A 23,552-nucleotide genomic window follows, 5' to 3' on the forward strand; every position below is an offset into this window, starting at 1 on the left:
AGCAAAATACCCATTCTCATCTTTTTCTATGACAGCGTTTATAAGCATGGCACTACCTTTGAGTGAATTTCTTATGATTATACATATAATATATTTTAAACAAAATTAAATTGAAAGTTTAATAATAATATAGCGGTAGGCCTTAAGAGCTATAACCAAAGCCAATTGCTTGATTTGGACGGAGGGCATTGGGATTTAAAGGTACCTAGCACGCCTAAAGAAAGGGTAACCTTTAGGTTTGATAATTTAGACTCTAGCGGCAAAGAAATGGATTTTTATGCGTGCTCAAGTTTGAAGGATTTAAACAAGGGCGTTGTCGTCGCTATTGACTTTGGGACTAAAAGCACGACCGCAGCCTATATGGATGAGAGCACAGAATACCGCTTGCTCTCTATTGGCGGGCTAGTAGATGACGCAAGCCCTACAAAGTTTGAAAACCCCACGATCGTGGAGTTCAGACACAAAGAAAAGTTTCTTAAAGATTACAACGCTTTAAACCACCGCCCTTTCACAGAAAAGAACGATATAGAAGTGGCGCATGAAGCCCAAAAGAATGCTTCAGGCGTTAAGGGGAATGATTTGTATCGGTTTTTTTCTAAATTGAAGCAATGGGCTGGAGCGGATGAAAAGCAGAATTTTAGGGATTTAGAAGAGGATTTTTCTTTAGAGAGCTTTACTAATTGCACGGGTTTTAACCCCATAGAAATCTACGCTTACTACATCGGCCGCTGCATCAACAACATGCATAATGGTGTGTTTTTGAAATACTTTTTATCCTACCCCATCAAGTATGAAAAGCATCAGGCTGAAAAAATCAGAGAGAGTTTTGAAAGAGGCTTGAAAAAATCCTTACCCCGGCATGTTTTTGACGATGAAAAAACGGCTAAAACTTTCAAAGTGGAACTGAGAGCGAGCCTTGCGCGTATGCCATTAGCGCTTTAAAAAGCTACGGGTTTTTTAAATCAGAGAAGTTAGACAAGCCGGTTTATTACGGGGTGTTTGATTTTGGGGGCGGGACGACGGATTTTGACTTTGGCAAAATGATTTCCATAGCGCTAGAAGAGGTTGAAGAAGTGGATGTGAAGGTGTGTTGCGTGGATTCCCAAAGCATTAAAGTGGGGCTGTTTAAAGACGACCAATTGATCTATGAAAGCGAGGTAGAAAAACTATGATGACTAAGAACGCTTACGCGTTTGTCGTGATTGAAAAAAGTATTATGGTGTTTAAATGCGCCAAAGACAAGGGGCTAATCCCTATCACTGAAGGCTTTGTGCCGTTAAAAGAGGGCTTTTTGAGAAGTTTTAAAGAGCGTTGCAATCTGGAATTTTTAGAAAATTTAGACCTTTTGTTTTTGTATGATTACCAGTTTCCAAGCGAGGTTTTTTCCTTGTGTAAAGATTTGAAAAATTCCATTTGGGACAGAAAGCTTGTGGTGGAACTGGTGGAGGCTTTGGAGGGTTTTAAGGGCTTGAATCTGTCTATTAAAATAGAAGACAGGCATTCTAACAGCTTGGGCAATGGCGCTCAAAAATTGCTCACCAACGCCGATTTGGGGAGCACCCACAAAGCAATCGTGATAGACAGCATGAAAACATACCACCAAAGCCAGCAAGAAAAATACAAAAGAGAAAGAGGCGAAACGCTAGAGGTTCGCCCCACAACACCCCCTAGCTATGGGGGTGGGAGCATTAGAATCAGCGGCGATAAAAAGCCTGATTCCAATGAAGAAAATTTTTAAAAGAAAGGACAACCGATGAGCAAAGTGCAAATGGATACCGAAGAGGTCAGGGAATTTGTAGGGCATTTAGAACGCTTTAAAGAGTTACTGAATGATGAGGTGAATAGCTTGAATGGCCATTTCCATAATTTAGAATCATGGCAAGACTCTAGGAGAGATAAATTTAGCGAGGTGCTGGATAATTTGAAAAGCACTTTCAATGAATTTGATGAAGCCGCGCAAGAGCAAATCGCATGGCTTAAAGAGAGGATTAGGGTTTTAGAGGAAGATTATTAAGGGGTGGTTTATGGCTGAATGGAAAACGGACACAGAAGAAGTCAAAAAGGTTGTTGGAAGATGCAGGGAATTTAAAAGATCCTTGCAAGAAGAAAAATGCAGTCCATTTATCAAAAACCTTGATAGTTACGCGCTAAAAATCATAGTAGAGTGCAGAAAAATTGAAATGCAATTGGAAAAAGCCATAGGAAAATTAAACGCAGCTAGAAAGGAGCGAAGGGGCTTTTGGGGATCTGTTTTAGATTTTTGTGGAGGTTTTTGTGATGCAGTCTCGACTATTTTCCCTCCTGCTAAATTAGGCGCTAAAGCTTGTGAAAAGGGCTTAAACCTTATGGAAGACAATATAGAAAAATGGGAACACAATGTAAGGTTATTAGAACGAATGCTTGAAATCTACTCCACTCAAGCCAAAGCGAGCGTGGATCTTTTGGATAGAACTTGGGAGGGCATTAAAAAGAGGTTGCATTTTTATACCGATAAGCACCAGGAATTTATCAGGCGTTTGAAACAAGCGAGCGATGCGATAGATAACGAATACAACTTTCCAACCCCAGGCGTTTTATTGGAATACGATTTTGAACGGCCTGCTATCTCTTATACCCCTAAAAAAAGCGTTTTTAATGAGCGATTGAAGGATTTGAGGGAAAATTTTAGCGCTTCTTTATACGCTGATTGGAAAGACAAGATCAACGCTTTTTCTAAGGAGGATCGCACTAAAGCCTCTAAAGAGCGAGAAGGGGATTTGGCGGACGCTGATAAGGAAAGCTTGATTCTAGCCAAAAATCGTTGCGTTAAAAACTTTAAGGAAGCTTTAGAAGGTTTTACAAAAAAGATCAAAGAATCCCCCAACGATTCAAACGCTATCAATGAAGCCTTTAATGATTTAAAAACAGAGTTAGAGAGGGCTATAGATGATGAGCGCTTGAAGGGTTTAAGGGAAAATTTCGCTTCTTTATACACTGATCTATACACTGATTTGGAAGATAAAATCCATCATAACGCCTTGTCTAACGATGATTTAGAACGCATGGCAATCTCTAAAGAGCGAGAATTTGAAAAGAGTTTAGAGGATTTGGTGGGCGCATCTTCTTATGATGAAAACCCTAACGATGAACTGGATCGCATGGCAATCTCTAAAGAGCGAGAATTTGAAAAGAGTTTAGAGGATTTGATGCCAAGCGTTTTAAGCGTGCCTTCTTATAACGAAAGCTTGACTCTAGCTAAAAATCGTTGCGTTAAAAATTGTAAGAAAGCTTTAGAAGGTTTTACAGAAAAAATCAAAGAAGCTCCCAACGATTCAAACGCTATCAATGAAGCTTTTGATAACTTAGAAAGAGAGTTAGAAATAGCTACGGAAAATTTGAGTCAAAAAATCGATCCCGTTTTAGAACGCAATGAAGATTATACACAAAAAGCGTTGGAGTATAGGGAGTTTTTAGAAAGCCGTAAAGAGGGCTTTATTGTAGATGAGCAAAACCGCTATCCGGAAGAAGTCAGCTTTAATGAGTGGCGTTTAGCGGAATTTGATAGCGTTTTTAGAGCCATTGTGCCTTTAGAAGATTTAAATAAAACCGCATGCGCTCATCATGCCCTAAAGGCTTTACAAGTCGCGCTTAAAGACAACGATTTGGTTTTGATGCAACAGAGTTGGAACAGATCGCAAAAGGATTCATCCCTAGGGGCTATTTATGGCATTTTGACGCGAATGTTTTAGGGAATGTGGCGTTGGTGAGAGAAGAGTTATTATTAGGCGTGAAACACACGAAAGGATATTCACTATGGACAGAATTTCTACAGAAACAGAATTGAATTGGGAATTTGTAGAGCCGCTCAATGAAAATGCGTTGAGCGATCTAGAAGAGCGGTTGAAAATAGGCTTTAGCGATGCGTTTAAGGACTTTATCAAACGATCAAACTATGGTTTTAGCCAATTGCGTTATTTCATGGTGGGCAATGAATCCTACATGTTCAAACATGTTTTGAATTTCAATTTAGAGGGAAAGGGCTTATTGATTGATTTCATGCAGAGCTTAAAAGAATTGTTAGAGCCTGAAGAAATCGTATTCGCTAATGACGGGTATGGGGGGGTATTATCTTTGGAATACCACCACTGACGTGGTGCTGTTTTTAGACACCGATAATGGCTCAAAAAAAGCGCTATTAAATCTTAATATGTTTTTAAAAAAACTGGAATCAAGGGGTTAAAATGTTGTTTTCTCATAAAGTTTTTTTGGAGGGTTGCACCAATGAGTTAAGAAGGATTTGCGACTATTTCGTAGAAGAGGCCATGCAAGATGATTTGGGGCAGAAACTCAAAAATGAGGCGCTAGAGGGCATGCTAAAAATCGCGCATGATTTAGAAAATTTAGAGCAGGAAACTCAATACGAAATGAGAAAAATCAACGAGCAACTTGAAGAAGCCAAGTATTTGGAGAAGCAAATTGATATGAATTTCCATTCACCAAGCGAGATCGATAGGCTTATGCGTGAAGCCAAAGAGCATGAAAGAGAAGCCAAGAGGCGCTATGATGAATATCTTAAGGATAAAAATGATTGATGTGAATGGTTTATTAAAAGAACTAGACGACGCCTTAGATAAAGTTGTCGCTAAAAAAGAGCCAGAGAGTTTTCTCAAGCCGTTCGTCTCACGAATAGAGGACTATCAAAAGAGTATCAGGCAAGTTCAAGCGCAATTCACAGACGCACCGCAATTCAATGAAACGACCACTTACCCTAAATTTTTGAGCTGTGGTTTGTTGCATGTTAAGGGCAAGAATGGCGCTAATATGGAATTTTTATTGCCTAAAGTCTATCCTTTCCCCTCTAAAAGCTTGTATATAGAGCATGAAAAAGACGGGCAGTTTTTGAGAGAAATGCTCATGCGCTTACTCTCTAGCGTGCCTTTAGTGCAATTAGAGGTCGTCTTGGTTGATGCGTTGAGTTTGGGGGGGCATTTTCAATCTGGCCAGAAGGCTTTTACATAAAGACAATGACTTTATTTACCAGCGAAGGATTTTGACCGAAAGCAAGGAAATAGAAGAAGCCTTAAAACATTTGTATGAATACTTAAAGGTTAATTTGCAAGAAAAATTGGCCGGTTTTAGAGATTTTGCGCATTATAATGAAAACGCCACAGACCCCTTGCCTTTAAAGGCGCTTTTTTTAAGCGGGGTGGATGCTTTGAGTAAAGACGCGCTTTATTATTTGGAAAAGATCATGCGTTTTGGCTCTAAAAATGGGGTTTTGAGCTTTGTCAATTTGGAGAGCGAAAAAAACAATAAATCCGCAGAAGACTTGAAAAAACATGCGGAGTTTTTTAAAGATAGGACAAGTTTTGAACGCTTTAAATATCTTAACGTGGAAGTCATCAATGATCATGGTATCCAATCCCAACACATGAAAGACTTCGCTGATAAAATTAAAGCGTATTACGAGAAAAAGAAAGTAGTCAAAAGCGAGTTGAAAGCCTTACAAAAAGACGAAGAATTTTGGACTAAAAGTTCTCAGTCTAAAGTGTCTGTGCCGGTGGGGTGGGATATTAACCATAAGGAAGTGTGTTTTGAAATCGGTAACGAACAAAACCACACGCTCATTTGCGACCACAGCGGGAGCGGGAAATCCAATTTCTTGCATGTGTTGATCCAAAATCTGGCCTTCTACTACGCGCCCAATGAAGTCCAACTCTTTTTGTTAGACTATAAAGAGGGGGTGGAATTTAACGCATACACAGATCCGATTTTAGAGCATGCGAGGTTGGTGAGCGTGGCGAGTTCGGTGGGTTTTGGCATGAGTTTTTTAAGCTGGCTTTGCGATGAAATAAAAAAAAGAGCCGAGCTGTTCAAGCAATTTAAGGTGAAAGATTTAAGCGATTACCGAAAACATGAAAAAATGCCCAGACTGGTTGTAGTGATTGATGAATTTCAGGTGCTTTTTAGCGATAACTCCACTCAAGTGAAAGGGAGCGTGGAACGATCTTTAAACACTCTGCTTAAAAAGGGTCGTAGCTATGGGGTGCATTTAGTTTTAGCCACTCAGACCATGCGCGGCGGTGAAATTGATTCAAGCATTAAGGCTCAAATCGCTAACCGCATCGCTTTGCCTATGGATGCAGACGACAGCGCTAAAATTTTGGACGATGATGTAGCTTGTGAGATTCAAAAACTAGAAGGCATTTTCAACAACAACGGAGGGCATAAAAAATACCACACCAAGATGAGTATCCCTAAAGCCCCTGATGACTTCACAGCGTTTATCAAAAAAATCCATGAAGAATTTAACCAAAGAAATCTCACCCCCATAGATCGTAAAATCTATAATGGCGAGACACCTTTAAAAATGCCCAATATCCTTAAGGCTAATGAAATGCGTTTGCATCTGGGCAAAAAAGTGGATTATGAGCAAAAGGACTTGATAGTGGAGTTTGAAAGTAACGAATCGCATTTGTTGGTGGTGAGTCAAAATTTACAGGATCGTATCGCTTTAATGAAGCTTTTATTCCAAAACGTTAAGAGCGCGAACAAAGAATTGGTTTTTTGCAATAAAGAAAAACGCTTGATAAGGTCTTTTGATGCGCAAAAAGAATACGGCATCACGCCTGTAGAAAATATCTTAAGCGTTTTAGACACCGCTATGAATCCTAACAGCGCGCTTGTGATAGACAATCTCAACGAAGCGAAAGAATTGCACGACAAAGTAGGGGCGGAAAAATTAAAATCGTTTTTAGAAAAAGCCATAGACAACGAGCAGTATTGCGTCATTTTTGCGCATGACTTTAGGCAAATTAAAGCTAATTACCATTTTGACAAGTTATTAAAAGATTTGTTGAGCAACCACTTCAAGCAATGCCTAGCCTTTAGGTGCAATGGGGACAACTTGAACGCTATCAAAAGCGATCTGCCTCCACCAAGCAGACTCAACGCGCTATTGATAGAGCTTTCCAAAGACAGCCACACTGAATTCAGGCCTTTCAGCTTACAAGATTAAAAAAAGAGAGTTAAAAAAAGAGAGTTAAAAAAAGAGAGTTAAAAAAAGAGAGTTAAAAAAAGAGAGTTAAAAAAAGAGAGTTAAAAAAAGGGGGGGTTAAAAAGACTAAAGGGATTTAATCTTTTTAAAGCGCTTTCAAACCTTTTGCGTGGTGGTTTGCGTAACCAGGCGAGCGATTTTTTCTCTTAAATGCAACAAGGGTTCTGAGCCTTTCGCTAAAGCTTTCAGGCATAAATGAGAACTAGCAATCTCGCTCACGGCCCCATCCACTCCTTCGCTTTCTTCAATCAATTCTCGCGTGCCAGACAGCTCTATGGGGCAATTGACAAGCACCAGATTCAAATAATGCGTGTAGCCATCAAACATGCACATATTATTCATGTCGGTGGTTTTGGGATCTAAAATCGTGTTATCATAATAGATGGGTTTCTCATCTTGTAAAATAGCGATTTTGGTGTGCAAGCGGTTGAATTGGAACAACTCATTGCGTGCCACTCGCCCGGCGACAATGATTTCACTATAGAGCAATTGAGAGCTAGAGCGTAAAGAAATCGTGGTATTGCCCTTAAAATGCGCGTTTTCAAAGGGGATTAACGGGAAAGGCGCGAAGTCTAAAAAAGCGTTTTCCCCCACAACAATGCACATGTCTCTGCTGGCAAACCCATCTTCAGTGTTATGGATTTTTTCAAAGGATTGCGAAGTGATCCTTAGCTTGCAATTTTGACCGATGCTTAATTGCATGTCTTGCGCATCGCCCCTCATCATGCCAGGGCTTACCGCTAAAAGCATGATTTCAGCTAAATCGTCTTTAGGGTAAAAGGGCGCCATGAGCTTAAAGGGGGGCGTGAAGAAATTATCTTCAATCACGCACCGCCCGTCAGCCCCTATTTTGGTTTTTAACCTGAGCTTGGATTCTTGAGCGTAAGTGTTCATCAATCTTCCAATAAAGCGTTGCGCTTAATCCAAGCGATCACATCATCTAGGCCTTCTTTGGCGCGGATATTCGTAAAAATAAAGGGCTTTTCGCCGCGCATTTTTTTAGAATCCCTTTCCATGACTTTCAGGTCCGCTCCCACATAGGGGGCTAAGTCAATTTTATTGATGACAAGCAAGTCTGAGCGCGTGATTCCTGGGCCGCCTTTTCGGGGGATTTTATCGCCCTCAGCCACATCAATCACAAAAATCGTAAAGTCCGCTAGCTCTGGGTTGAAAGTCGCTGAAAGGTTGTCGCCTCCGCTTTCAATCAAAAGCAGTTCCAAATTAGGGAAACGGCCATGCATTTCTTCTACCGCTTCTAAATTCATAGAGGCATCTTCTCTAATAGCTGTGTGCGGACAACCTCCTGTTTCTACGCCAATGATCCTCTCTCGTGGCATCACCGAATTTTTACACATAAACTCTGCGTCTTCTTTAGTGTAAATATCATTAGTGATAACCGCCATGTCGTAATCCTTTGACATGTGGCGCGTTAAAGCTTCAATCAAGGCGGTTTTACCGCTTCCTACAGGACCACAAACTCCAATTTTTACCATAAAATTCCTTTCAATTTGAGATTAAAATTCAAGACATATAAAGACGCGAGTATAAACTCTCATGCTGCATCGCCTTAATGTCGTTTTGAACGCTTGCCGCGCACAGGTGGCTTTCGTCTAGTTCTAGGGTTTTTTCTATGAGCTGGTTAAAAGGGCTTTGCAAGCTCAATAAGATTTTTTGCCCGTCGTTTTGAGATAGTGGGACGCTTTTAACGCAGTTGATCACCATGTTAGAAGTTTGCGCATAAAGATAATGCCTTAAAGCCTTTTTCAATTCAATATTCAAACTCGCCGCAAAAACGCCATAGCTAGTGGCATGGGTGGGATCTTTGGTTTGTTGAGCGTAAGCGTTAAAAAATGCACCCATGTCTAATTCGTTCATGGCTTGTAAGGTTTTAATGAAACGATTGCCTAGCTTTTGATTGGCTAATCGTAATTCCATGGGGCTTGTGGATAGTCTAATCATTTCTTCAACCCCTAAAATTTTTTTTAAATCTTGTTGGAGAGCGCTTTCATAGGTTAATTTCAAACTCAGCATTTCCGTGTAAAGGAACTGGCTAGAAAGATTAGCCTTTAAATACTCTAAAGCGCTTTCTTTGTTGGTAACCTTTTTTTGCTGGATGTAAGTTTCTAGCCCAAAAGAATGCGTGTAAGAGCCAATAGGGAACACCGCATCATTGACTTGCAAGATCAGAAATTCATTATCTACATGATTATTGGCATTGTCGTCTGTCTTTGGGGTTTTTGGGGGCATACCCACGCTTTTTTTAGTGCTTTTCACGCTCTTTCCTTTATCCATTCTGTTATTTTTCTATTTTACGACCACTTTAAAATCGCTCGCTAGTGAGACCTTAAAATTAGGCTCACTATGGGGCATGCTCACGGTTAAGCGTTCTTTGGAATCCAGTTTTGAACTTAAAACACGATTTTGAACCCCTAGCTTTTCTAATAACGCTAGCGTGGGCTTTTCAAATGGTGTTTTAAATTCAAATTGAGACTCGCCATAGTATAGAGCCGCATGGCGGTTCCCTATTTCGTAGCATATTTTCGCTACTTCTGCCACGCTCTTGGCTTGGATGTGAATGACTTCAGAATCCAAGATATTAACGGCGATAATTTCCTTCTCTTCTTTAAATAAAATATCCCCTTGAGAGAGACCCAACTTGGGAGCGTCTTTAAGGCGTATGGCTATGTCTTTGCCTTGCCTGGTTTTAAAGCGAGCGATTTTTTTCCTCGTTTCAAACCATTCCAAATCCACATAATCCACGCTGAAATCCAAGGGGTTTAAATCCCTTAGATTGCCTATTAAACGCTCTATGATCATCTCACACCCAATGTTGGATAAAGAGCAACCAAGCAGGGATCCAAGCGGTTAAAATACCCTCAATGATAGCAAGCCATGGAGTGAATTTCCCTAAAGGGATTTTCAAGATGTTTTCAATGAAAGCGGTAAGCCACAAAACACCCCAAGCCAACCAAATGATTGCCCACCAATCGCCCTCAGTGATGCCTAACACTTTGTGGTCATCAAGCATATCGCTATAGTGGGATAAAATCGCAGCAGGAACAGTGTTGATCGCTACGAATAAGCTATACCAAGAATACGGCCTCCAATCCAAACCAAAAGTGTGGTTGATGGCCGCATACAAGTAGGTAAAACCAAACAATAACCCAGTCGCTGGCCCATAGAAACTAGTCAAATGGTGCGATACTTGAGCAATATCTTCGGCACCTTCTACAGGGGCTGTAGGGTGGAGCGCGGAATAAGTGATGACCACCACATTACAAACAATGGAAAGTCCGCCCACAAAAAAGTTCATCACCGCAGTGCTTTTAGGATCGACTTTGGTTAACCCGCAAATCCCATTGCTGATTAAAACAATCCCAACATATAACAATACAAGTCCTAGCATTGCCTTTTCCTTCCAAACAAAAATTTTTACAACAAACGCACCTTACGAATAACTTTTGTTGCTTGAGCTAATCATAAAGAAAAATAGTAAATTGACAAAAAATAAAAACAAAAAAAGCCCCCAATTTCTTGATAAACAAAAAATCAGAGAGCTAAAAAATAAGGATTTAAGGAGCGTCGCTCCTAAAGATCCTAGAAAATGCTAAAGAGTTGCGCCAAGCTCACTTTATTGGCTGGTTTAGAAGTTACTTCTTTGCCATCCACGAACACATGGTAAGTTTCAGGATTGACTTCAATGTGAGCGGTAGTGTCGTTGAATTGCATGTCTTTTTTAGTGATGTTTCTGCAATTTTTTACCGGCAACACTTGTCTTTCAAGCCCTAATTCTTCTTTAATGCCTTTGTCATAAGCCGCTTGGGATACAAAAGTGATGTTTGCATCGTATTTGGCTTTACCATGATGAGCGAACATTTCTCTGTAATAAACCGGTTGCGGAGTAGGGATAGAAGCGTTCGCATCGCCCATTTGACTTAACGCAATGAACCCGCCTTTGATGATCATGTTGGGTTTCACGCCAAAGAATGCGGGACTCCACAATACCAAGTCAGCCACTTTACCCACTTCTACAGAGCCTACATACTCGCTAATCCCATGAGCGATCGCTGGGTTAATGGTGTATTTAGACAAGTAGCGTTTGATTCTGAAGTTATCGTTATCGCCTTTTTCTTCTTTCAAGCGGCCAAATTCTTTTTTGTTTTTGTCAGCTGTTTGCCAAGTTCTAGTGATAACTTCACCCACACGACCCATAGCTTGAGAGTCAGAACTAGTGATTGAGAAAATCCCCATGTCATGCAAAGTGTCTTCAGCCGCAATGGTTTGGGGGCGGATCCTTGAATCAGCGAACTGAACATCTTCTTTAATGCTTTTATCCAAGTGGTGGCACACCATGAGCATGTCCATGTGTTCGGCTTCTGTATTCACAGTGAAAGGGATAGTGGGGTTAGTGGAAGCGGGTAAAATGTTGTGTTCACCGGCCACTTTAATAATATCAGGAGCGTGTCCGCCGCCAGCACCTTCAGTGTGGAAAGTGTGCATAGTGCGCCCAGCAATAGCTGCCATAGTGTCTTCTACACAACCAGCTTCATTCAAAGTGTCTGTGTGGATAGCGACTTGCACATCGTATTTGTCTGCAACATCTAGTGCATGATTGATTGCAGAAGGAGTGGTGCCCCAGTCTTCGTGGATTTTAAAGCCAATCGCACCAGCTTCAATTTGATCGGCTAAGCTTGCATCGTTAGAAGCGTTACCTTTAGCTAAGAAACCTAAGTTCATAGAATATTCCTCAGCCGCTCTGAGCATCCATTTTAAATTTCTTCTACCTGGAGTGATAGTAGTCGCATTAGTGCCATCAGCAGGACCAGTTCCGCCACCAATCATGGTTGTTACACCGCTTGCAAAAGCTGTAGGGATTTGTTGGGGTGAAATGAAGTGGATGTGTGTGTCAATACCACCAGCAGTTACGATCAAACCTTCACCGGCTAAGGCTTCAGTAGCAGGACCCACGCTAAGATTGTTTTTAACGCCATCTTGCATGTCTTTGTTACCGCCTTTGCCAATACCAGCGATTTTGCCATCTTTAATACCAATATCCGCTTTATAAATACCGGTGTAATCCACGATTAAAGCGTTAGTGATGATCAAATCCAGTTCTTCTTTGCTAGGGTTGTTGGATTGGCTCATGCCTTCTCTTAGGGTTTTACCGCCACCGAATTTAAGCTCTTCGCCATAAATGGTGTAGTCATGTTCTACTTCAGCGATCAAATCTGTATCGCCCAATCTCACTTTATCGCCTGTGGTAGGGCCATACATAGAAACATATTCTTTTCTGCTAATCTTTTTCATTTCTTACTCCTTAATTGTTTTTACATAGTTGTCATCGCTTTTAGCGCCATGAAAACCACGCTCTTTAGCTCTGTGTAAAGCAATTTTTTTGCTTTCGTTATCGGCTTGCCTATCAACCAACGCGTTAAATCCAAAGATTCTTCTGTTACCGCCAATGTCAATCAACTCTACGGATTTTTCTTCGCCAGGCTCAAACCTTACCGCTGTCCCGCTCGCAATGTCTAAGCGTTTACCGAAAGTTTTTTCTCTGTCAAAGTCTAAGCATCTATTCACTTCAAAGAAATGGAAGTGTGAGCCGATTTGAACCGGTCTGTCGCCAACATTTTTAACTTTCACGCTAACGGCTTTTTTGCCTTCGTTGATAGTGATGTCTTCATTTTTTAAGAACAACTCACCAGGAACTAATTTGCCATTGGCCTCAATAGGGGTATGCACGGTTACGAGTTTGGTCCCATCAGGAAACATCGCTTCAATACCCACTTCATGGATCATGCTTGCCACGCCATCCATCACATCATCCGGTTTTAAAAGAGTGCGCCCTTCTTGCATCAATTCAGCCGCAGTCTTTTTACCAGCTCTCGCTTCTTCCATAATATGGGCACTAATCAGAGCTACCGCTTCTACATAGTTAAGCTTAATGCCTTTTTCTTTGCGTTTTTTAGCCAATTCTCCAGCGTAGTGGAGCATCAACTTATCTAACTCTTTTGGGGTGAGTTTCATCTCATTCTCCTATTCTTAAAGTGTTTTTTCCTTGAAGACATAACGCAATCAAGGTTGGATGTAATTGTAGCAATGTTTTGATTTACTAAGATTAACAGAAGCGTTCATTAACTAATTATTATTTAAAATGAATTAGTGTTATAGTTTTGAAGCGCTATCAAGGCGTTATTGGGAGCGCGTTTAATACCCCTTTAGAATTTATAAAAATCAAAAACTCGCAAAAAAATGAGAACTAGAATTGGAGTCATAATGAGTAATTGAGTAATAATGGTGGCCACGACTGGACTTGAACCAGCGGCCACTACCATGTCAAGGTAGTGCTCTACCAACTGAGCTACGCGACCTTTTATTAAAAAGGGTAATTATGCCTTAATTTTGTTTTGTTTTTGCTTAAAAACGAATTGTCTTAACAATAAAACGCCCACGCCCACATCTATCATGACATCAGCGAAATTAAAAATGGCAAAATCAAAGCCATAATGGTAATACACATAATCCACCACGCCCCCATGCACAAACCGGTCTAAAACATTAGAAACCCCAGCGCCAAACACCATGCCAAACTCTATCGCATGGTTTTTAAAAAGCTCAATTTGGCGCATTAAAAAAATAAAAAGCCCTAAAATCAAAAGGATTTGCAAGTATTTCAAACCCCCCTCTAAAAAACTGAGTAAGGAAAACGCCACGCCTTTATTGAATACTAAAACAATATCTATAACCAAACTTTCATAGCGAAACCCCTCTAAAATAGCGTATTTAATCGCTTGATCCACGCCAAAAATAAGGAAAAAAACCCCTATAAAAACCAACAGGCTTTTTTGGGTGGTTTTTAGCACAAATGCCCTTCAAAAAACTCTTTTAATTCTTGCATTTTGGATTCTAAAAGTTTTTCATCTTTAGCTTCTAAAAGGATTCGTAATTTGTTTTCAGTGCCGCTATAACGGATCAAATGGCGGATCTCTAGTTGGTCTAATTCTTTTAAAAGAGCGCTATAACCTTTCAAGCTTTCTAAAGGGGGCTTTTTTTGGACATTCAAATTCACTAGGTTTTGGGGGTATAATTCAAAGGGGTTTAACGCAACAGAGCTCACTTGCTTACTTTCTAACACTAACGCGCTCACTTGCAAAGCGCACACCAAACCATCGCCGGTTTTAGCGTAATCGCTAAAAATGATATGCCCGCTTTGCTCGCCTCCAAAATTGGCTTTATTCAACCGCATGCATTCGCTCACAAACTTATCCCCAATCGCACAATGCTTCAATTCTAAATCTTGGGATTTTAGGTATTCTTTAAGGGCTAAATTGCTCATGTTTGTAGCGACAATCGCTTGAGAAGAAAGGGCGTTTTTAGATTTTTGATAAACCCCTAACACCCCTAAAAGCTTGTCCCCATGCACGATATTCCCTAAATTATCCACCACCACTAGCCTATCGGCATCGCCATCAAAAGCAAAGCCTAAATCCGCGCGGTATTTTTTCACTTCCTGGCTCAATTGGTTAGGGTGTAAAGCCCCGCATTGCTCATTAATGTTACACCCATTAGGCTCATCATTAATCACTAACACATCAGCCCCAAGCTCGCTAAAAACGACCGGAGCCACCTTATAAGCCGCGCCATTAGCCGTATCTAGCACGATCCTTAAATTTTGCAAATTCAAATGTTTGGGGAAAGAGTGTTTTAAATGCACGATATAGCGCCCTATGACATCATCTATCCTTTTAGCGCTACCGACGCTTTCGCCCACTTTATAGCTAGAATGCAGTAATTCTTCATCATGAAAGATTTCTTCAATCGCTTTTTCTTCTTCTTCTTTAAGCTTATAGCCATAAGAATTGAAAAACTTAATGCCATTGTCTTCAAAAGGGTTGTGGCTCGCGCTTATCATAATGCCCGCATCGCAGCGCATGTCTTCGGTTAAAAACGCGATCGCAGGGGTAGGCATAGGCCCTATTTGGATCACATTATAGCCTATGGAAGTTAAAGCGCTCACTAAAGCGTTTTCTACCATATAGCCGCTTTTTCTGGTGTCTTTACCGATTAGAATTTTATTCGTTTGAGAATGTTTTTTAAAATACAACCCGGCAGCAATGCCTAAACGCATCACAAACATGGGGGTGAGTTTCACCCCTGCTTTACCCCTCACGCCATCAGTCCCAAAAATTTTCATCGTTATAAAATACCTTTTAAACTATTTTTAATCAATTTTTAGATAGAATTATGCCAAATTTTACATTACAAAGGGATTAAAACAAGGCTATGGCAAATCATAAGTCCGCAGAAAAGCGAATCAGACAGACCATTAAAAGAACCGAGTGCAACAGGTTCTATAAAACTAAAATTAAAAATATCATTAAGGCCGTGCGTGAAGCGGTCGCTGTCAATGATGTAGCAAAAGCTCAAGAGCGTTTGAAGATCGCTAATAAAGAGTTGCATAAATTTGTCAGCAAAGGGATTTTAAAGAAAAACACCGCTTCTAGAAAAGTTTCAAGGCTTAACGCTTCAGTGAAAAAAATCGCTCTCGCTTAGTTTTGGGGCGTTTTTAACTTCTTTAAGCTCAATAATGGATTTTTATTATTGGGCTTCTTTTTGCGTTTTTTAGATTGTTGCATCTTTTATCCACATCTTTTTATAGGTAGTCTTGCATGTCTATTCTAGCTGAAAAGCTTTCTTCCATTCTCAAACGATACGACGAACTCACAGCGTTGCTTTCTAGCGCTGAAGTGGTTAGCGATATTAAAAAACTCACCGAATTGAGCAAAGAGCAAAGCTCTATTGAAGAAATCTCTGTAGCGAGTAAAGAGTATTTGAGCGTTTTAGAGAATATCAAAGAAAATAAAGAGCTTTTAGAAGACAAGGAATTGAGCGAACTGGCTAAAGAAGAGTTAAAAATTTTAGAAACCAAAAAAAGCGATCTAGAAACCGCCATTAAGCAACTCCTTATCCCCAAAGATCCTAACGACGATAAAAACATTTATTTAGAGTTAAGGGCCGGCACGGGGGGCGATGAGGCGGGCATTTTTGTAGGGGATTTGTTTAAGGCGTATTGCCGTTATGCGGATTTGAAAAAATGGAAAGTAGAGATAGTGAGCTCTAGCGAAAACAGCGTAGGGGGTTATAAAGAAATCATCGCTTTGATTAAGGGCAAGGGCGTGTATTCAAGGCTCAAATTTGAAGCAGGCACGCATCGAGTCCAAAGAGTCCCCGAGACAGAATCTCAAGGGCGAATCCACACTTCCGCTATCACAGTAGCGATCATGCCTGAAGTGGATGATGTGGAAGTTTCTATCAACCCTAGCGATTTAAAGATTGAAGTGTTTCGCGCTGGCGGGCATGGGGGGCAATGCGTCAACACCACAGACTCTGCGGTGCGCATCACGCACCTTCCCACCAATATCAGCGTGAGCATGCAAGATGAAAAATCCCAGCATAAAAACAAGGATAAAGCCCTAAAAATCTTAAAAGCGCGCCTTTATGAAAAACAAATTGAAGAGCAGCAACTCGCTAACGCTAAAGACCGAAAGGAGCAAGTGGGTAGTGGGGACAGGAGTGAAAGGATCCGCACTTATAATTACCCGCAAAACCGCTTGAGCGAGCATAGAATCAATTTAACTCTGTATAGTTTAGAAGAAATCATGCTTTCAGGGAATTTAGATGAAGTGATTAACCCTTTAATCGCCCACGCCCAAAGCCAGTTTGAATGAGATTTTTACATGATACGATAAAAGCGATAAAACAGCTTTTTTAAGATAGCCACCCATTAGACCAAAAACCCTAAAAGCTCTAAATTTTCGCCCCACAAAAACAGCGCAAGAGCTTCCATAAAATCTAGTTATAAATATAATTTTAAATTATTTATATAATAAATGCACTTTTAAAAAATAAAACGATTTATTTAACCTATTCTTAACGAAAAATTCACTTTTTTGTGATATAACTCCAAAGCTTACTATAAGAGCGGATTGTATTCTGTGGAAGCGAATGTATTCAAGGACAACTCTCAAATTTTGATAGCTCCCTATATTTTTGCACCATAGCATGAATGCAATAAAAAAAGAAATCCTTAGGATTTCTCACATTAAGGAGTTTTAAATGAAAAAAGTTTTTTTAGGTATGGCATTAGCCTTTAGTGTGTCTATGGCAGAAAAAAGCGGTGCGTTTTTAGGAGGGGGGTTTCAATATTCTAATTTAGAAAACCAAAACACCACCCGCACCCCAGGTGCTAACAATAACACCCCGATAGACACTTCAATGTTTGGCAGCAATCAAACAGCTCCAGCCCAAGAAACGCAAAGTGCTTCCAAACCGGACACTAAAGTCAATCCAAGCGCAAGCTGGATGAAAAAATAAGGGAGGAAGTTATGAAAAAGTCATTCAAAAAATTAGGCTTTTTCTCTTTAGCAACGAGTAGCGTGCTTTTAGGGAGCATGAACGCTACCGATTTAGAAACCTACGCGGCATTGCAAAAATCATCGCATGTTTTTGGTAATTATGCTGAAAAGGATAAGGATAGTAAATTAACAAGCGATTCGCCAACGCAACAACAAGCCCAAACTCAAGCCCAAAACACCGCTTCAAGCGACAGCAAAGAAGCGACAACACTTGAGAACACCGCTACAAGCGACACACCAGACTCATCAACCCTACCAACTAAAGAAACCCCACCAGCAACAAGTGGTGGCACTAGTAGCGATAAACACACCGCTTCAAGCGGCACACCACCAGCTTCATCAACCCCACCAGCTAAAAAAGATGAAACAAGTGGCAGTGGCGATAAGGATCAACACACCGCTAGTGGAACTGGTGGCACACCAAGTTCAAGTGGTGGCACTGGTGGCGAACACCACACCGCTTCAAGTGGCGCACCAGCTCCAGAAACCCCACCAACCCCAACGCCATCAACTAGTGGTGGGAACACTATAACAAGCCAGCTAACCAAAGATACCACTATGGTTAATAATCTTAAGAGTGTGAGCGTGAGCGCGATGAACACCACTTTAAGTGGGGTAACGCAACTCTCTCAGTAAACCGCAACGATCAGTAATCTTTTGAGCGGTAGTCCTAATTTAGGCAGCGTGATTACCAACGCTCAAGGGCTAAGCAGCACGTTTAGCGCATTAGAAAGCGCTCAAAACACTTTAAAGGGTTATTTAGATTCTTCTAGCACGACGATTGGGCAATTGACAAACGGCTCTAATGCGGTTGTGGGCGCGTTAGATAAGGCTATCAATCAAGTGGATATGGCTCTAGCCGATCTCGCTACAGCTGATACGCAAAAAACGCAAGCCGTTGCGCTTGTGGCTGCTAGTGATAGCGCAACGACAACGACAGATGCCATCAATTTCTTAAACGCGCTAAAAACCAATCTAACGGCTCAAAAAGACGCTTTCATGAGCGTGCATAAAAACATTCAAACCGCTGTCGCTCAAGCCCAAGCAACCTACACGCCAAGCGTGATCAACACCAATAATTACGGGCAAATGTATGGTGTGGATGCGATGGCAGGGTATAAGTGGTTCTTTGGTAAAACCAAACGCTTTGGCTTTAGGTCTTATGGATATTACAGCTATAACCATGCGAATTTAAGCTTTGTGGGGAGCCAGCTTGGAATCATGGAGGGCGCGTCTCAAGTGAATAACTTCACTTATGGCGTGGGCTTTGATGTGCTCTATAACTTCTATGAAAGTAAAGAGGGCTATAACACAGCAGGGTTGTTCTTAGGCTTTGGGTTAGGAGGGGATTCGTTTATCGTTCAAGGAGAGAGCTACTTAAAATCTCAAATGCAAATTTGCAACAACACCGCAGGCTGTTCAGCGAGCATGAACACGAGCTATTTCCAAATGCCTGTTGAATTTGGTTTCAGGAGCAATTTCTCTAAACACAGTGGGATTGAAGTGGGTCTTAAATTGCCTTTATTTACCAACCAATTCTATAAAGAAAGGAGCGTAGATGAATCAGTAGATGTGTTCTATAAAAGGAACTTCTCTATCTATTTTAACTACATGATCAACTTCTAATCCTTTTTCTTCTTTCCAATAGAGGGTTTTCTCTCTGTTGGTTTCTTTTTTCTTTTTTTTGCGATGTTTGTTTTGTTGTGTTGGGGGGTTAGGTTTTTGTTTAAGAAAGTTTTTTAAAAACTAAAGAAGCGTTTAAAACAGAACCTTTTGTTTTGAGATTTGATTTTTTACTTGGGCTTGTTTTCAAAAATCATTTTGATTTCTAAAAATAGTCTATAATGCTCGCAAGAGATATTTTTTAAGGTTATCAATGAAAGCTATAAAAATACTTTTTATAATGACACTCAGTTTAAACGCTATCAGCGTGAATAGGGCGTTGTTTGACTTAAAAGATTCGCAATTAAAAGGGGAGCTAACGCCAAAAATAGTGGATTTTGGGGGTTATAAAAGCAGCACCAGAGAGTGGGGGGCTAGCGCTTTAAACTATATCAATGCGGCTAATGGCGATGCGAAAAAATTCAGCGCGTTAGTGGAAAAAATGCGTTTTAACTCTGGCATCTTGGGGAATTTTAGAGCGCATGCACGTTTGAGGCAAGCCCTAAAATTGCAAAAGAATTTGAAATATTGCCTTAAAATCATCGCTAGGGATTCTTTTTATAGTTACCGCACCGGTATTTATATCCCCTTAGGCATTTCTTTAAAAGATCAAAAAACGGCCCAAAAAATGCTCGCTGATTTGAGCGTGGTAGGGGCGTATCTTAAAAAGCAACAAGAGAATGAAAAGGCTCAAAGCCCTTATTACAGAAACAACAACTATTACAACTCTTACTATAGCCCTTATTACGGCATGTATGGTATGTATGGCATGGGTATGTATGGAATGTATGGCATGGGCATGTATGATTTTTATGACTTTTATGATGGCATGTATGGCTTCTACCCTAACATGTTTTTCATGATGCAAGTTCAAGATTACTTGATGTTAGAAAATTACATGTATGCACTCGATCAAGAAGAGATTTTAGACCATGACGCTTCTACTGACCAACTTGATACGCCTACTGATGATGACAAAGACGATAAAGACGATAAATCTTCGCAACCAGCAAATCTCATGAGCTTTTATCGTGATCCCAAATTCAGTAAAGGCATTCAAACCAACCGCTTGAATAGCGCTTTAGTCAATTTAGACAACAGCCATATGCTCAAAGACAATTCGCTTTTCCACACCAAAGCCATGCCCACTAAAAGCGTGGATGCGATCACTTCTCAAGCCAAAGAGCTTAACCATTTAGTGGGGCAAATCAAAGAGATGAAGCAAGACGGGGCGAGTCCTAGTAAGATTGATTCAGTGGTCAATAAAGCTATGGAGGTTAGGGACAAATTAGACAACAACCTAAACCAACTAGACAATGACTTAAAAGATCAAAAAGGGCTTTCAAGCGAGCAACAAGCTCAAGTGGATAAAGCCCTAGACAGCGTGCAACAATTAAGCCATAGCAGCGATGTGGTGGGGAATTATTTAGACGGGAGTTTGAAAATTGATGGCGATGACAGAGACGATTTGAATGATGCGATGAATAACCCTATGCAACAATCTGCACAACAAACGCCTATTAACAACATGGACAACACCCATGCAAATGACAGCAAAGATCAAGGGGGTAACGCGCTCATAAACCCTAACAACGCCACCAACGATGATCACAACGATGATCACATGGACACTAACACCACTGACACCGGCAACGCAAACGACACCCCCACTGATGATAAAGATGCTAGCGGCAACAATACCGGCGATATGAACAACACGGATACCGGCAATACGGATACCGGCAACACTGATGATATGAGCAACATGAACAACGGCAACGATGATGCGGGTAACGCTAATGACGACATGAGCAACGGCAACGACATGGGCGATGACATGAACAACGCCAACGATATGAACGATGACATGGGTAATGGCAACGATGACATGGGCGATATGGGGGATATGGGGGATATGAACGACGATATGGGTGGCGACATGGGAGACATGAACGACGACATGGGTGGCGATATGGGGAATTGAGATTAAACCCCAACATCAAAGAGTGATAGCCGAAACTTAATATTTTTATTTATAATTCTTTTAAGGGGGATACTTTGGCGATGAATACCCCTTTAACCCCAACTAACTCCCTTTAAGAACGCTTTTAAAAATCCAACCAAAGCTTTTTATCATCAAACTAGCGCAAAAAACTCCGTCCTTTAGGGTGCAAGATGTAGCGCTTAGGCTATATTCAAGCTAACAAAATACCTCTAATCTTTTTAGGTTAGGGAATGCCCATGCAGACTTTAAAGAGCCTTTCATGTTAGCGTCCGTTAGAACACTTTACAGCTAGAAAGCCCCTTGCTTTAGAAAAAGGGCGGTTCCACCTTTCAGACGCTCAAAATTAAAGGCAGAAATTAAAATTTCTTCTTGCTCACGTCTTCTAAAATGTCTTGGGAGATCCCATCAATTTTAGCACTCACTTGTAAAGAATGATTAGCGATAGTCAAATTATCCTGCACATCTTGTTGCAAGGCGTTAATGGAACTGTGGATATTTTCTACGCCCTTGTTTTGCATTTTGATAGACTCAGCGTTATCGGCAATGCTTTGAACTAAAATATTGATATTGGCTTCAATCTCGCTGAGCGATTTTTGCGTCCTTTCAGCGAGCTTTCTCACCTCATCAGCCACCACCGCAAAGCCTCTGCCATGCTCGCCGGCTCTTGCGGCTTCAATAGCGGCATTTAGGGCTAATAGATTCGTTTGATCGGCAATATCTCTAATCATATCCACCACGCTTTTAATGTCTTCGCCTTGAGAGATCATCTCTTGGCTTTTAGAATCAATTGTTGTAATAATATTAGTGATTTCTTCTAAGGATTGGGTGGTGTTTTTCAGGCTTCTTTCTTGCTTGTGGGCGGTTTTAGTCAAGTTATCCACGCAAGTTTTTAAATCTTTGGATTCATGATTGAGCGCGTTCGCAAACCCTAAAGAAGCCTTAAGCATGCTAGAAATTTCTTGCCCTAAAGTGTTGAGCGCTTTTTCCATGTTGGCTTTAGGATCTTGGATATGGTGGGTAAAATCCAAATTTTTATAATGCTCTAGGGCGTTATTTAGGGCTTCAATATTGGCGCCAATTTGGTTACGAAAATACTGGATAATGCTATTAATCGTGTTTCTTAAAGCTTGCAAATCTTTATTTTTAGGCACGCATGCGATTTCTTGGGTGAAATCCCCACTTTCCACAAAATTAGCCACTTCAATGCTGTTTTGAATGGCTTTGTTATCGGCTTGAATGCTTTCTTGGGTTTTAAGGATGTTTTCATTAATGGAAGCTTGCATTTGCCCGATTTCATCATAAGCGCTTGGGGGCGTTAGGCTTATGGCATGGTTATTTTTGGGGTTATTAAGCAAGTTGAAAAAACCATTTAAGGTGTTATTGACCCTACTGATGCGTTTGGTTATGAGATTAGAAATGATGATAAAGACTAAAAGGGCTAACACCAGCACGCCTAAAATCAAAGTGGTGATGATAATGTATCTGGTGTTTGTCGCCTCTTGAAAGACCAAAGATTTATTGACATATTTCCCAATCGCCCAACGCCAATGGTTGCCGTTATTTTCTTTTTCTTCAAAAAAATCAAAGGGTTGTATGGCTAAAAAGGTTTCTGTATCCCCGCTCAATGAATGATAGCTCAAAGTTCCGGCTTCGTTGTTGTTATAATATTCCACAGCTTTAGCGACTCGCTTGTCCGGATTGATAGCGCTTAAGATTTTATCTTGAATCCCACGATTAGGGTTGATTAAAAGCCTGCCGTCTTTCCCCATTAAAAAGGTGTTGCTCTTTTTCTTGCCTACCACATCGGTATAAAAAGCGTCAATGTTTAAAAAGAGGTTTAAAGCGCCTATAACATTTTGATTTTTACCCGTTAGGGGGAGGGTAATATCCATGCCATAGATTTTATCGCCATCAACCTCTTTATAATAGGGATCTGAACGGGTTATACTTTTGAGCGAATGGATTTGATTGATCATGTTTTCATTGAGCACGATGTTGGGGTAAGCGATTTTTGAATGGATTTTAATAGCGCTGATCGCTCGTTTGTCATCGTTAGCATAAAGAGTGCTAATCAATAACACATGAGGGTTTGCTAACAAAAACTCAGAGAGCATGCGTTTTTTTAGAGTGTCGTTGATAGCGTTATTTTCATCGCTTAAAAACCTTTCAAGGGTGTTAGCACCCATAAAAATACGCTTCATAATGCCTTGAATCTTAAAACTGACTAACTGAGCCTTTTTTTGCAACAATTCTGTGGCTTGGCTTTGCAACACGCTTTCAACCTTGTGATTGATAATAAAGCCCATAATAGCGCTAATCGCTATAACGACCGCGCACACCATCACCACAATCTTAAAACCAATTTTTGTAGATTTCATTCCCTTTGCCCTTTTAAAACGAATTGATAGAGAATGATTATTATACATTATTTTGA

19 protein-coding genes, 1 tRNA gene and 4 pseudogenes are annotated in these 23,552 nt (G+C 40.6%); 13 read left to right on the forward strand and 11 right to left on the reverse strand.

The annotated features are described in order from the left end of the window. Positions 1-267: 267 nt before the first annotated feature. From H7O61_RS04145 to H7O61_RS04180, 8 genes and pseudogenes are all read left to right on the forward strand, one after another. Positions 268-1,040, forward strand: a pseudogene (locus H7O61_RS04145) (hypothetical protein); the annotation flags it as partial. A 128-nt stretch (positions 1,041-1,168) separates the two neighbouring features. Further along, positions 1,169-1,738, forward strand: coding sequence for a hypothetical protein (locus tag H7O61_RS04155; protein WP_187875232.1), 570 nt, complete (start codon positions 1,169-1,171; stop codon positions 1,736-1,738). Positions 1,739-1,753: 15 nt separating this feature from the next. Beyond that, on the forward strand, positions 1,754-2,014 hold the full coding sequence (locus H7O61_RS04160; protein WP_079340677.1) for a WXG100 family type VII secretion target: 261 nt from the start codon (positions 1,754-1,756) through the stop codon (positions 2,012-2,014). 10 nt (positions 2,015-2,024) lie between these two features. Further along, positions 2,025-3,728, forward strand: a complete 1,704-nt coding sequence (locus tag H7O61_RS04165) for a 5-methyltetrahydrofolate--homocysteine methyltransferase (protein WP_414736110.1) — start codon at positions 2,025-2,027, stop codon at positions 3,726-3,728. After that, complete coding sequence (locus H7O61_RS08135) at positions 3,662-3,823, forward strand: HNH endonuclease (RefSeq protein ID WP_414736109.1); 162 nt, start codon at positions 3,662-3,664, stop codon at positions 3,821-3,823. The genes H7O61_RS04165 and H7O61_RS08135 overlap by 67 nt, the downstream gene beginning before the upstream one ends. Further along, positions 3,793-4,219 (forward strand): annotated as a pseudogene (locus H7O61_RS04170) (SMI1/KNR4 family protein). Before H7O61_RS08135 ends, H7O61_RS04170 begins: the two are co-directional and overlap by 31 nt. Positions 4,220-4,223: 4 nt before the next feature. After that, entirely contained in the window at positions 4,224-4,571 is a 348-nt protein-coding gene (locus H7O61_RS04175) for a hypothetical protein (protein WP_187875261.1), read from the forward strand. After that, positions 4,564-6,997 (forward strand): annotated as a pseudogene (locus H7O61_RS04180) (FtsK/SpoIIIE domain-containing protein). The gene H7O61_RS04175 and the pseudogene H7O61_RS04180 overlap by 8 nt, the downstream one beginning before the upstream one ends. A 135-nt stretch (positions 6,998-7,132) precedes the next feature. Here H7O61_RS04180 and H7O61_RS04185 read toward each other — a convergent pair. The 10 genes from H7O61_RS04185 to glmM form a co-directional block, all read right to left on the reverse strand. Further along, a complete protein-coding gene (locus H7O61_RS04185) occupies positions 7,133-7,930 on the reverse strand; it encodes an urease accessory protein UreD (protein ID WP_187875233.1) in 798 nt (265 codons plus the stop codon). Further along, entirely contained in the window at positions 7,930-8,529 is a 600-nt protein-coding gene (ureG, locus tag H7O61_RS04190) for an urease accessory protein UreG (RefSeq protein WP_000238762.1), read from the reverse strand. The genes H7O61_RS04185 and ureG overlap by 1 nt, the downstream gene beginning before the upstream one ends. Positions 8,530-8,557: 28 nt before the next feature. Further along, entirely contained in the window at positions 8,558-9,328 is a 771-nt protein-coding gene (locus H7O61_RS04195) for an urease accessory protein UreF (RefSeq protein ID WP_187875234.1), read from the reverse strand. 12 nt (positions 9,329-9,340) lie between these two features. After that, positions 9,341-9,853, reverse strand: coding sequence for an urease accessory protein UreE (gene ureE, locus H7O61_RS04200; protein ID WP_000583042.1), 513 nt, complete (start codon positions 9,851-9,853; stop codon positions 9,341-9,343). A gap of 1 nt (position 9,854) precedes the next feature. Continuing rightward, the gene (gene ureI, locus H7O61_RS04205) at positions 9,855-10,442 is read right to left on the reverse strand and encodes an acid-activated urea channel protein UreI (protein WP_000901267.1); all 588 of its coding nucleotides are present in this window, start codon (positions 10,440-10,442) and stop codon (positions 9,855-9,857) included. Positions 10,443-10,633: 191 nt separating this feature from the next. After that, entirely contained in the window at positions 10,634-12,343 is a 1,710-nt protein-coding gene (gene ureB, locus H7O61_RS04210; RefSeq protein ID WP_000724295.1) for an urease subunit beta, read from the reverse strand. 3 nt (positions 12,344-12,346) lie between these two features. Further along, complete coding sequence (gene ureA / locus H7O61_RS04215; protein WP_000779223.1) at positions 12,347-13,063, reverse strand: urease subunit alpha; 717 nt, start codon at positions 13,061-13,063, stop codon at positions 12,347-12,349. Positions 13,064-13,331: 268 nt separating this feature from the next. Beyond that, positions 13,332-13,407 (reverse strand) — tRNA-Val (locus H7O61_RS04220). Positions 13,408-13,425: 18 nt separating this feature from the next. Beyond that, positions 13,426-13,899: a signal peptidase II gene (gene lspA / locus H7O61_RS04225; RefSeq protein WP_187875235.1), complete on the reverse strand. Its 474-nt coding sequence runs from the start codon at positions 13,897-13,899 to the stop codon at positions 13,426-13,428. Then, entirely contained in the window at positions 13,893-15,230 is a 1,338-nt protein-coding gene (gene glmM / locus H7O61_RS04230; RefSeq protein WP_000688401.1) for a phosphoglucosamine mutase, read from the reverse strand. Before glmM ends, lspA begins: the two co-directional genes overlap by 7 nt. Before the next feature lie 89 nt (positions 15,231-15,319). Between glmM and rpsT the strand changes: the two genes are divergently transcribed. From rpsT to H7O61_RS04255, 5 genes and pseudogenes are all read left to right on the forward strand, one after another. Beyond that, a complete protein-coding gene (gene rpsT / locus H7O61_RS04235; protein WP_187875236.1) occupies positions 15,320-15,589 on the forward strand; it encodes a 30S ribosomal protein S20 in 270 nt (89 codons plus the stop codon). Between the two features lie 116 nt (positions 15,590-15,705). Further along, positions 15,706-16,764, forward strand: a complete 1,059-nt coding sequence (gene prfA / locus H7O61_RS04240; protein WP_075657680.1) for a peptide chain release factor 1 — start codon at positions 15,706-15,708, stop codon at positions 16,762-16,764. A 388-nt stretch (positions 16,765-17,152) separates the two neighbouring features. Continuing rightward, positions 17,153-17,410 carry a hypothetical protein gene (locus H7O61_RS04245; protein WP_000755207.1) on the forward strand — a complete coding sequence of 86 codons (258 nt, stop codon included), beginning with the start codon at positions 17,153-17,155 and terminating at the stop codon, positions 17,408-17,410. 11 nt (positions 17,411-17,421) lie between these two features. Beyond that, a pseudogene (locus H7O61_RS04250) lies at positions 17,422-19,077 on the forward strand (outer membrane beta-barrel protein). Between the two features lie 250 nt (positions 19,078-19,327). Beyond that, positions 19,328-21,097: a dentin sialophosphopreproprotein gene (locus H7O61_RS04255; protein ID WP_187875237.1), complete on the forward strand. Its 1,770-nt coding sequence runs from the start codon at positions 19,328-19,330 to the stop codon at positions 21,095-21,097. Positions 21,098-21,474: 377 nt separating this feature from the next. On the opposite strand, the gene H7O61_RS04260 is transcribed toward H7O61_RS04255, so the two are convergent. Further along, entirely contained in the window at positions 21,475-23,496 is a 2,022-nt protein-coding gene (locus H7O61_RS04260) for a methyl-accepting chemotaxis protein (protein WP_187875238.1), read from the reverse strand. Positions 23,497-23,552 lie beyond the last annotated feature (56 nt).

Origin of the sequence: Helicobacter pylori (assembly GCF_014496965.1) — a bacterium.
GTDB classification, from domain to species: Bacteria; Campylobacterota; Campylobacteria; order Campylobacterales; family Helicobacteraceae; genus Helicobacter; species Helicobacter pylori_CZ.